Below are 11937 nucleotides of genomic sequence, written 5' to 3' on the forward strand. Positions count from 1 at the left end.
TTTCCTTCTTTCAAACATTTCATTTGGGGTATAACCTTCTACTTTTGAAGGATGATGCGCATCTCCCTATTTAGCTTTCTGCTTATATTGGTATCGAATATCCTTCCTGCTCAGGGAACGGAAAAGAACAGCTCCATTGTACTTATTCCCTTCCTTCCTGAATTTTATCTCAGCGATGCTGAAAGAGATATCATGGCACAAACCCATCGTTCGCCCGATGAATATCGATACTACTTTCGAAAAACACTTGACTTAAAAATACAGGCAGAACTGGAAGAATTGGGTGTTTGCCATAGCATGTTACAGGATACCACTAAAAATGGCAAGTTGCTTCTTGAAAAATTCTATGAAAAAGCAGGATATTCTTATAGTGAACCGGTGGGAACTAAGACTAAGAATGAAAACATATTTTCAAAAATCAGTAAGTCTTTAGAAGAAACTCCCGACCAGCATACTTCAGAAAAAGTATTCACTGCTGATGGTGAACAAAAGTTTATGCAGGCTGAAATTAAGGATACTGCTCTTCTCAACTCTATTTGCTCTAATTCACAAAGCCATCTCATCGTAAGTATCAATCAATTTGAAATTCGTACTAATTATAAAACCTGCATTGACATCTCCAATAAAATATATCAACGGGATCTCATTATACATTATTCGATATTCAACACAAGCGGAAAACAACTCAAAGGAAATTATATAGCAATAAGCTTCCCATCAAACTCAAGCAGTGATCGTGAAATTGGAGAACGATTATTTCCTGAGATTGCACGAGTGCTCCGTCAAGAAATAGAAAAATTGAATCATTTAGCAACTACGGAGTAGTAACAGGTAAAATGCTATTTCATCTATTTTATGAATACTTAAATCGTTGATTTATAATTTGCCCATTTGAAATATCTTTTCGGAAATGCGCACATTTTATCTTTAAATATAATAAAAAAGCCATAAAAACACTTTCAAAATATTATTCACGCCTTATTGGGATTCCTTCTGGTGCATTTAAAATTCTTCATAAATAACGGCATGCAACTCCGAAAACGCGTTTATTGCTCTTTTAATGGGCGAAAAATGACCAAAATCAGGGTAAAACCAGGGTAAAATCCAATAAAAATTTAATTGCAACCTGCTTATAAACAAGTAATTGTTTATTAAAATTCAGATTTTTTGGAATAGTGCCGGAATTGACAATAAATTTGCACCCAACCTTAATAAAAAAAGCAATGAAAAAGAGCTTACTCATCTTAGCAATGTTTATCGGTGCTGCAGCTTCGGCACAAGACATGAATTCAAAAAGAGGAACTCCAATCCTTCCGGAATCTGGAGACTGGAGCATCGGTATTGGCGCAAACTCTACTTTAGAGTATTTCGGAAACCTGATGAACGGCAGCAACAGTGCTCCTTCATTTGACTGGCCCGGTTCACAGAATGTAATCCATGGTAAAATGATGAAAGACGAAAATACGGCTTACCGTATTGGTCTTCGTATCGGATTTAACTCTGGAAAAACTACAGAAGCAGATCCTCAGGAAGGCGAACTTTCTGAAACTAAAACTTCTGCAATGGACATCAACCTGATGGGTGGTATCCAGAAGTATCGTGGTAAAGGCCGCTTACGTGGTTTTTATGGTGGTGAAGTTGGATTCGGCATCGGAAGTGGTAAAACTACTATGACTTACGAAGGTGATGCTCCTGCAGGATCTACACTCGAAGACAAACAAGGCGGTACTTTTGAATTTGGTATCCGTGGTTTCATCGGTGCTGAATATTTCTTCGCTCCAAAGATGTCAGTTGCCGGTGAATTTGGCTGGGGAATTGGTCTTGGTTCACAAGGCGAAGGCGAACAAACAATCGCTGACGGAACAGGTGGAAGTGATTCTGCTAAAACAGGTAAATCAAGCAGCTTCAGCATCGACACTGACAATGCAGGCGGTTCTATTATCCTGAACTTCTACTTCTAAGAATTTAATTAATTAAAAAAAGGCTGTCTCTATCCGGGACAGCCTTTTTTATTCTGGTCCGGCCCGGCTATATTTTCTTTTTTTCAACCACCTTCTACTCTATTTTAATACATCTTCAGTAATTTGATCATCTTCTTTTGTTTTGCTGATGAAAAAGATGGAAATTTGATTCCGTAAGTCATCCCCACACTGTGAGCGAAAGTTTCGAGATACGTTTGCCCCAATTTGAAGGTCCTTTTGACCTCTTGCTCTTCTTTATTGAAAGGGACGAGTTGGATATTCATGATATTCCGATTGCAATTATCACCAATGAGTTTTTCGACTACATGCATCAGATGCAGTCCATGAATATTGAACTGGCCAGTGAATTTATTCTGGTTGCCGCAACGCTAATGCGTATCAAAGCGAGATTATTGCTGCCACGTTATGAGAAAGACGAAGAAGGCAATGAGATTGATCCCCGTCAGGATTTGGTACGCCAGTTACTCGATTACAAACAATTCAGAGCTGCTGCGGAAGATCTCCGGGCTATGGAAGATGAACGACTGATGCGTTTCCAGAGAGGAAATCTGCAACAGGAACTCTCCAAAATGATAAATACCAGCGATGCCGGCTATGCAGGAGAACTGAATCAACTGACACTTTATCGTCTCATTGCCACTTTTGAAAAGGTGATGTCGCGCTTTGAAGTGAATCAGAATAAAGTAATGCATACTATTGTTCAACTGCCGTTTTCAATAGATTCACAAAAAGATTATATACGCGGTATGCTGGTAAAAAAACCGCAATCCAATTTCACCGATATCTTTGAAGAATGCGGTACTAAACTTCATGCGGTATTTACTTTTCTTGCCTTGCTGGAATTGTTGCAAAATCGCGTATTACTCATTTTTATGGGGGAAGGATTCAATAATTTCGTGATCTGTACACCGGAAGCAGCCCCTGAAACTCAAGCCCCACCCGAAGAGGATGCAAACTGATCCAAGGGAACTACTTAAGCACTTTTCGCCGAAGCGAATTATATGGCCGGTATTGATAGGTTTAGGCGTGACGGTTTGGCTCTTCCTGAAAGATTTTGATATCGCTGCCTTTCGTGCAGTAAATTGGACAAGGAATTCCACTTTTTGGTTCTTCCTGGCTATCGTCTCTGTTGTTATTCGCGATTGGGCGTATATGGTTCGTATTCGGGTATTGACCGATAATAAACTCAATTGGAGCAGAGCATTTATTGTTATCATGTTATGGGAATTCAGCTCTGCTTTAGCACCGGGTATGTTGGGTGGAGGATTCATCTTTGCCATTTTTATTTTGAACCGCGAAGGCATTCATATGGGGCGAAGTATAACTGCCATACTTTACTCTTCTTTCCTTGATGGTATATTCCTCGCCGTTATGGCACCCTTGGTTTACTTTATTGCCAGTAAGCAAGCCTTATTCTCCGGCATTCACATGAATACGAGTTTCGGGAACAGTATATTTTATACTTTCTGGACTGTATATTTTTTAATCCTCGCCTATAAACTCTTTGTGGCTTACGCCTTGTTTGTAAATCCACATTTTGTAAAACGATTACTCATCAGCATGTTTTCTGCGCCCTTGTTACGACGATGGAAAGAAGGAGCAATAGAAACCGGAGATCAACTGGTAATCGCTTCCAATGGACTAAAAGATAAAAATCTCAATTATTGGATGTGGTCACTGGGATCCACCTTTGTATCATGGACTGCACGTTACTCTATTGTCAATTGCATCATTCATGCATTTCATGGCAATATGCCGGTTCATGATTTTGTAGTTTACGGCAAGCAGGTCATCATGGGCATCATCATTCTTTTGAGTCCAACACCGGGTGGCAGTGGTCTCGCGGAATACATGTTTACTGATTTTCTGGGGGAATTTATTTCCAAAGGACTTGCTCCGACGTTGAGTATCCTCTGGAGAATGCTCAGCTATTATCCCTATCTGTTCATCGGCGCCATTATTTTACCGAGATGGATCAGGAGACATATTAAAATGGAAAAATTGAAATTGTAATATCCGTTTGTCGTAGTGACAGGTCGCGACCTGTCACTACAACGACGATCACGACACCGCCGTTGGTGGTTCCATCACCGATCCGCAACTTTTGCAGGTACGCAGATCCAATGATGCGTAAAATTTATTCATCACTTGTGGCAATTGGTTGACGATATCTTCTAAACTGAAAAATTCTTCATATAGTTTATTGTGACATTTTTCACAAAACCACATGCAGGCATCTTTTTCCTGTGGATCACGGTATCTTTCTATCACCAGTCCGATCGTGTTTGGACCTCTCTGTGGGGAATGAGGAACACATTTTGGCAGCAACCACATTTCACCTTCCTTGATATGGATGTCACGTTGCTTTCCTTCGTCGATAATTTTAACTGTAATATCTCCCTCCAATTGGTAAAAAAGTTCTTCTGCCTCTTCCCAGTGGTAATCCTTCCGTGAATTCGGCCCACCTACTATCATTACAATAAAATCATCATTGGCCTTAAAAACCTGCTGATTCCCCACAGGAGGTTTTAATAAATGACGGTTTTCATCGATCCACTTTTTCAGATTGAAGGGTGTTGCTACGGCCATAATGCGTTGAGTTTTGAAGAGGACTAAGATACTAAAAATATGCATGAAAAACTGAACTTTCAGGGGGGCGAGGCCGCCAATACAAGGGATTATTTATTCCGGGAATAACCTCTTATCTTCGCACACTATGGATCTCAACCTACAACATAAAACAGCATTGGTTTGTGGAAGCACACAGGGAATTGGACGGGCGGCGGCCCAGGAAATTGCCAGGCTAGGCGCCCATGTCATTTTACTCGCACGAAATGAAGAAAAATTACGTGATACATTATCCTCTCTGGATACAACTATGGGGCAAAGTCATAAATTTTTAGTGGCAGATTATAGTGAACCCAATCCACTTAAAACGAAGATGGAGTCATTGGTAAAAAGCAATGAGCCTATTCACATTTTAGTAAATAATACCGGAGGACCTCCCGGAGGACTCATCTCCAATGCAAAAACAGAAGAATTTTTAGCTGCTTTTTCAAATCATCTTATATGCAATCATATACTTGTACAAGCCCTTTTGGATGGAATGAAGAAAGAAAAATATGGCCGGATCATCAATGTAATCAGCACATCTGTCAAGCAACCTTTAAAAGGTCTGGGCGTTTCCAACACCGTGCGTGCCGCAGTGGCAAATTGGTCGAAAACATTAGCAGGTGAAGTGGCCGGCTTTGGCATTACGGTGAACAATGTTCTCCCGGGAGCGACCAATACACAACGCCTGCAGAGTATCATTGAAAATAAATCCAAAAATTCGGGCGAGTCGGAAAATGAAATTGTCAATGAAATGGAAAGTGAAATTCCGATGGGACGTTTTGCGGATCCGTCAGAAATTGCAAATGCCATCGCCTTCCTTGCGAGCCCTGCTGCATCCTACATCACCGGGATCAATGTACCCGTTGACGGTGGAAGAACAGCTTGCCTATAAAACATGGATACCATTACCCTCTACGCTGTTGAAATGAAAGATTGGCTTCGAATTTAAGAAGGTCTATTTTCTGATTCAACACATCTCATCAATGAATGAAATTTCATAATGAATAAAAAAAGAAAGGATATTTATTCATTGTTGATACTGCTCGCATTGATCGCGACATATCTCCTTTTCTTCCGGCAAAATCCCGAACATAGTACATCCTCCCGCATCGATCGTCGCGAAGCGGCATTTCGTCATAAGCCAATTTATTATACCAAACATGCTAAATGCAGAATGGAATGCAGGCAGATCGACGAATCAGAAGTGGAAGAAATTTTAAGCGACGGGAGTATAAATTACAATAAGAGTGATTTAAAAGACAGGCCCTGTCCTACTTACGCAGTGGAAGGAATTACCCGGGATAAACAACGCGTTCGAATTGTTGTGGGCGACTGTGATGCAAAAGCCGGTATTATTACGGTGATAGATTTAGAGAATGAATTCGAATGTGATTGCAAATAACAATACGCCTCACTCTTACTAAAACTAATTTCTTAGGGTGAAGGAAAGTTGAAATTAGTTATTGCTCCACCTATCCACAGCGGCATTTTACTCCATGTCTCTAATGAATTTCGATGTTTAAGTACCACAAAAAAACTTTGATTTAAAAGAAGGGAGGGCAAGGTCAATGAAACCGAACCTGATGTTGTAATGAGTGCATTTGCACCATATGCGATGTCAAATGGCGCTTGAGGATATCTTAATTCAATATGTACCGAATCAGCAGCAAAAGGCTGATTATTGGCACCTGACTCATATAGGGTAGCCCGCATTTGTCCGGCACCCATATATTGACCTTCCAATAACACCTGAAGATTCAGAACAGGCAAAGGACAAGCCTGGAGCAAATACGGTGCAGTTGAAATACAGTCAATAATAACAGAGTAGGAACCGGCTGAAGTCGCTAATATACTTTGAGTAGTTGCACCCGTGTTCCATAGATAAGTAGTGCCGGGAGAAGCAAATAATGGGATAGTATCACCCGGACATAAAAATTGATTACCGTTACCGGAAATAACCGGGTTATTCGACCCTGTTAAAAGAATATCATCAATTCGATATTGTGTTGCCGTACCGGTATTCATGAATCGCAAATGTAAATTAGAAGTTGCAGGAATTATTCCGGAAGCTGTACGGAAATACCAACCTGCCCCATTGCTTAATGAAGCAAAACTCAAATCATTAAAAGTAACACCATCTTCACTCCACTGCACTTTTAAATCAACACCGGTTGCAGTTGTCGAATTTTTATAAATGCCAAAACTTAATTCCACATTCGCTTTTCCAAGTGTATTAATGCCTGAAATGATGAAATTTCTTCCTGCAACATTGGTTAAAAAAACATTAGCAGCAGCACTCGACTGCCCATAATTAGAGGACTGCTGCGTGTTCCTAACATCACCATTACCACTCATCGCTAAATCATCGCTTAAAAATCCATTGTTAAACTCATGGACAGCGATAGCAGTAGTAGTAGCAACCGATCCTATATTTTCATAAAAAATTGTATCAGATAATTGTCCACTTAAGGCGGTTACTACTATTGGAGCCAATGCTGAAACACAACCAAAATTATTGGTCACTGTAACTGTATAGAGTCCGGGGGTTGATATGTAGATAGCTTGACTTGTGGCCCCGGTTGACCATAAATAGGAGTTGGCAGAACTGCAGCTAAGCAGAATTGTATCGCCCGTACATAACTGAAGCGGTCCAACAGGAGATACTGTTGCTGAAGTACCTGTCTGAATTATAAATGTAGAAAAAGGCATAGTATCATTCCCATTATTAATATCACCTGTGGTCAGAAATGTATGTGAAGAAAAAGTATACATTCCACTATCTAACATTGCATATCCCGGCTGAAATTGAATTATGGTATCTGCACCGGCGGCAAGTACTCCTGCATTTAATAATTTGGAAAAATTTGTAATAACAAATGAAGGTGATGCGGCAACCAAACTCACAACCGCGGGATCATTCGCAAAATTTATACTTGAACTTCCGTAATTTTTCACGCTCACCTTCAACGTTACATTTTCATCAGGACATGTAGACAAGGGTGGAACGAAGGCAAAAACACCAATATCATTAAGCGGTGAAGAGGAAGGAACGGTGAAATTCAACGAAGCTATCACAGGAAGATGATCGGAGGCATGGTGCAACGCATTCGCAACATTTACACTCACCGCGGAATTGGGCTGATGATTAATTGAATCATTATAATGCTGTCCATCATTACCGAATACCTGTAACGAACCTGGAACATACGTAACGCCTCCTGTTTGTAGAATACCATTCGAAAAAAGTATCATGTCAAATCGATCATCAAGACCACCGGTTGCGCCACCACCAAAACTTCTTAAACGGGGAGATTGACTATGGTAGGGAGCATAAGCAGGATTATTCCATAAACCGGGGAGATTCAATACATCATAAAACTGACCCTCTGATCCTTGTTGCACTTCTACTAATTTTTGATAGGCTACTTCGGTGCTGCCGTAGATATTGAAATCACCACAGACCATGAAATTGGATCCCGGAGCAAATGCATTGGTCACCTTTCTCAAACTATCCACTTCTGCTGCTCGCTGTTGCTCATTGGTTACACCAGTACTCGCCTTGAGATGGACTACAAAAATTGTTAACGTATCGCCACTTGCATTATGAACTAATTTAAAAGCATTAATATCGCGCAGGGCAGTTTGTATAGGTGTGTTACTGATAAACTGAAATTTAGAAAATTTAAAAAATATTCCACGATCAGTATCATCGCTATTGATGTATGTTCCCTTGGCATACAGCGTAGCACTTGCATTCATTACATTGGTCAAAAATCCCAGATCTCCACTTAAACTATTTAATTCTTCAATAACAAGAATATCAGGATTAGCGGCTTCGATCACAGTCCGGAAGTAGGGATTACGTAAAGTAGTATCAGCATTGGGATTTGAAATAGCAGGATAATTAAGAAGATTATAGGCCATGATCTTTACCTGATCCTGCGTTTGAGCGCACAAAATAGGGGCTAAGAATAGAAAATACATCCATAGCAATAATTTACAGGAAGTGCAATGAAGGAGTTTCATAGTCCGGGAACCTTGAAAAAAAATAAGGCCATTGATAATAGGAGGAGGATTTCAGGGATAGCTAATGTAAGGTATATTTTCGAATCGCACAAATGTTTACACAAAGGCCTGAATAGCAAATTTTTAAACGGTGGTGAAAAGTAGTTTACACTACACACAAGAAAAATTTCCACTATTGAAATCAAACTTGCTGTAGCATTAGTAGTTTTACAGAAGAATATAATCCATCCATGCAAAAAATTCAGAATTACATCAACGGTAAATTAACAGCGCCGCTTTCCGGAAAATACATCGATAATTATAATCCTGCGACCGGACAGGTATATAGTCTCATCCCTGATAGTGACGAACAGGATGTAGCGTTAGCCGTAAGCGCTGCTGAAGCGGCCTTTCCCTTATGGAGTGCAATGCGTACCGAAGAGAGATCTGCACTATTGATCCGGTTAAGTGAGTTGATTGAAAAACATCTGGAACGTTTTGCAGTTGCAGAATCGATAGATAACGGTAAGCCGGTATGGTTAGCTCGCACCGTGGATATCCCCCGCGCAGTGTCTAATTTTCACTTCTATGCGACCGCGGCATTGCATATGTCCACAGAAGCGCATGCCATGGGAGATATAGCCATCAACTATACCGTACGTACACCCATTGGCATTGCAGGATGTATTTCACCCTGGAATCTGCCCCTCTATCTTTTCTCCTGGAAGATCGCTCCTGCATTGGCATCCGGAAACTGTGTCGTCGCCAAACCTTCAGAAATCACCCCCATGACAGCCTTTATGCTTTCCGAATTAGCCATTGAAGCCGGCATACCTCCCGGTGTGCTGAATATCATTCATGGACATGGAACCAAAGTTGGAAAAGCTATTGTTGCTCATCCAAAAATACAGGCCGTATCCTTCACCGGAGGCACGAAAACCGGAGAAGAAATTTCCCGTATTGCGGCTCCTATGTTCAAGAAATTATCCTTGGAATTAGGAGGAAAAAACCCAAATATTATTTTCGCAGATTGCGATTTTGACAAGGCAGTTAAAACAACTGTTCGTTCCTCCTTTTCCAATCAGGGCGAAATCTGTCTTTGCGGTTCGAGGATATTTATTGAAAGAAGTATTTATGATAAATTCAAATCTGCTTTTGTGCAAGAAGTGAAAAAGTTGAAAACCGGCGATCCGCTGGACGATACTAACTGGCTCGGCGCGATCGTATCTAAACCGCATATGGAAAAAATCCTGCATTACATTGACTTGTCAAAACATGAAGGGGGAACTATTTTAACCGGTGGAAAACGTATTCATTTGGGTGGCATTCATAGTGAGGGTTATTATATTGAACCCACCATCATCGAAGGACTCCCACACGATTGCCGGACCAATCAGGAAGAGATATTTGGACCGGTGGTGACCTTACAACCTTTCGATACGGAAGAAGAAGTTTTAACCTATGCCAACAGTACTACCTATGGTCTTGCCGCTACACTCTGGACGCAACATCTGACAAGAGCCCATCGCATGGCGGCAAAACTACATAACGGTATCGTATGGGTGAATTGTTGGCTCTTACGTGATTTAAGAACACCCTTTGGCGGAATGAAAGCTTCCGGGGTAGGAAGAGAAGGCGGATTTGAAGCTTTAAACTTCTTTACCGAAGAAAAAAATATTTGTATCAAATTGTAAATGATGGTGAAAACCGGAAGAAGAATGGAACAGGTTTGATCGTAAATAAATAAGATTAATCAATACTCTCGGCCAGGTAATAGCACTTCCAGTAGTTGATTTTCATCTATTCCATACGCATGAACACGCTTTCACAGGCAGTTTTATTATACATTAATACTCTCGACTAAAACACAATTTCTCTAAATCAACATTATAGATTTTTCCCTGTGAAAATCATGGGGGCCTGCATCAATTAATTTACTCTCAGTATTTTATTAAGAATAATTTCCGATAAATTGTAAACAAAAGTTTTTTTTATTATCTTCGCAATTGACACTACCACTATACTAAATTAATTGATAGAAGTTATTTAGTATTTTTATTTATTCATTGATGCCGCTTTAAATACAGCTTCGCTATTGGCATTGGTTCAGTTAACTACTTTGTTATTCGTGAAACCAAAATAGCGAAATATACTTCAAAAAGTCATAAAACGGACCTGTTATGGAAGAAAACCTCAGATTGAATTTCACCGAAAGTAATAACTTTCTAACATTGGGAGTTGAAATTGAATTACAGGTGATGGAAAAAAGCACCAATCAACTCACTCCAAAGGCGCATGATTTCATTGCAAACATTGATAACCCAAAACTTACGAAGGAACTTTTTCAAAGTATGTTGGAGATAATTACAGGGATATGTACAAATGCACATGAAGCATACATTGATCTTGACAATAGTTTAAAGCAGGTGGACGAATATGCTTCGGATCACGCTCTTAGCTTATGTTCTACCGGCAGTCATCCAACGGCAAATTATAATGACAGGATGATCACCGAATCGAAGCGTTATCATGAGCTTATTGATCGAAATCAGTGGCTGAGCAGAAGAACTTCTGTGTATGGATTACATGTTCATGTTGGGATGAGAAATGGGGATGAATGTATTGATTTCAGTAATTTTTTCGTTCGTCAACTTCCCATACTTCTTGCACTTTCTGCCAGCTCTCCTTTTTGGATAGGAAAGATTCCGGACTCGCATCAACACGGCCCACCGTCTATGAAGCAATCCCTACCTGTGGTTTACCTTATTTCTTTAAAAACTGGGAAGCCTTTAACAAAAGATATCAGGATCTGATCAGAGTTCAATCCATAAAAAGCATGAAAGATCTTTGGTGGGATTTGAGACCCAGCCCCGGACATGGCACACTCGAAATAAGGATTTGTGATGGACCGGCCACTTTAAAAGAAATGAAAGCTTTAGTAGCTATGATTCATGCGATGGCAAATTGGTATAGCGATAATAAAGCAGAATTCAATTCTACTTATGGAACAATACCGGAACGATGGATTCTGCGAGAAAATAAATGGCGAGCCATTCGGCATGGACTAGAAGCTCAATTTATAGATGAGAGTACCATTTCCAACTTGCCGGCCCGAACAGTGGCCTACAATTGGCTGGAAAAACTTTCTCCTTATTTCAAGAATTTTGAATACAATGATTGTGAAGAAATCATTGTGAACCTACTCCAAAAAGGCAATAGCACAAGCCGACAAAGGAAGGTGTATGAACGCAGCGGTGATCTTGAAGAAGTAGTGCGTCATAATATAAGTGAACATTTGTCCAGACAACCTATCTGGATAAGTTGATCCGCAACAATG

At 40.2% G+C, this 11937-nt stretch carries 11 protein-coding genes; 9 read left to right on the forward strand and 2 right to left on the reverse strand.

What is annotated here, in order from left to right:
• Positions 1–51 precede the first annotated feature (51 nt).
• From IPJ86_03630 to IPJ86_03645, 4 genes are all read left to right on the forward strand, one after another.
• A complete protein-coding gene (locus IPJ86_03630; GenBank protein MBK7886409.1) occupies positions 52–825 on the forward strand; it encodes a hypothetical protein in 774 nt (257 codons plus the stop codon).
• A 398-nt stretch (positions 826–1223) separates the two neighbouring features.
• Positions 1224–1961: a hypothetical protein gene (locus IPJ86_03635; protein MBK7886410.1), complete on the forward strand. Its 738-nt coding sequence runs from the start codon at positions 1224–1226 to the stop codon at positions 1959–1961.
• A 191-nt stretch (positions 1962–2152) separates the two neighbouring features.
• Positions 2153–2941, forward strand: a complete 789-nt coding sequence (locus tag IPJ86_03640) for a segregation/condensation protein A (GenBank protein ID MBK7886411.1) — start codon at positions 2153–2155, stop codon at positions 2939–2941.
• Positions 2931–3995 carry a flippase-like domain-containing protein gene (locus IPJ86_03645; protein ID MBK7886412.1) on the forward strand — a complete coding sequence of 355 codons (1065 nt, stop codon included), beginning with the start codon at positions 2931–2933 and terminating at the stop codon, positions 3993–3995. The genes IPJ86_03640 and IPJ86_03645 overlap by 11 nt, the downstream gene beginning before the upstream one ends.
• Before the next feature lie 48 nt (positions 3996–4043).
• Here IPJ86_03645 and IPJ86_03650 read toward each other — a convergent pair whose 3' ends face one another.
• On the reverse strand, positions 4044–4571 hold the full coding sequence (locus IPJ86_03650) for a 3-hydroxyanthranilate 3,4-dioxygenase (protein MBK7886413.1): 528 nt from the start codon (positions 4569–4571) through the stop codon (positions 4044–4046).
• Positions 4572–4698: 127 nt separating this feature from the next.
• Between IPJ86_03650 and IPJ86_03655 the strand changes: the two genes are divergently transcribed.
• Together IPJ86_03655 and IPJ86_03660 are read left to right on the forward strand one after the other, a co-directional pair.
• Entirely contained in the window at positions 4699–5487 is a 789-nt protein-coding gene (locus IPJ86_03655; GenBank protein MBK7886414.1) for an SDR family oxidoreductase, read from the forward strand.
• A gap of 108 nt (positions 5488–5595) precedes the next feature.
• Entirely contained in the window at positions 5596–5997 is a 402-nt protein-coding gene (locus IPJ86_03660; GenBank protein MBK7886415.1) for a DUF4258 domain-containing protein, read from the forward strand.
• 32 nt (positions 5998–6029) lie between these two features.
• On the opposite strand, the gene IPJ86_03665 is transcribed toward IPJ86_03660, so the two are convergent.
• Complete coding sequence (locus IPJ86_03665) at positions 6030–8621, reverse strand: hypothetical protein (protein ID MBK7886416.1); 2592 nt, start codon at positions 8619–8621, stop codon at positions 6030–6032.
• Between the two features lie 230 nt (positions 8622–8851).
• On the opposite strand from IPJ86_03665, the gene IPJ86_03670 reads away from it, so the two are divergent.
• The 3 genes from IPJ86_03670 to IPJ86_03680 all read left to right on the forward strand — a co-directional run bounded on the left by IPJ86_03670 (position 8852) and on the right by IPJ86_03680 (position 11925).
• A complete protein-coding gene (locus IPJ86_03670) occupies positions 8852–10294 on the forward strand; it encodes an aldehyde dehydrogenase (protein MBK7886417.1) in 1443 nt (480 codons plus the stop codon).
• A 486-nt stretch (positions 10295–10780) separates the two neighbouring features.
• Positions 10781–11413, forward strand: a complete 633-nt coding sequence (locus tag IPJ86_03675) for a hypothetical protein (protein ID MBK7886418.1) — start codon at positions 10781–10783, stop codon at positions 11411–11413.
• 23 nt (positions 11414–11436) lie between these two features.
• Positions 11437–11925 carry a hypothetical protein gene (locus IPJ86_03680; GenBank protein MBK7886419.1) on the forward strand — a complete coding sequence of 163 codons (489 nt, stop codon included), beginning with the start codon at positions 11437–11439 and terminating at the stop codon, positions 11923–11925.
• The last annotated feature ends 12 nt before the right edge of the window (positions 11926–11937 follow it).

Source organism: Bacteroidota bacterium (genome assembly GCA_016713925.1).
Lineage (GTDB): Bacteria > Bacteroidota > Bacteroidia > AKYH767-A > OLB10 > JAJTFW01.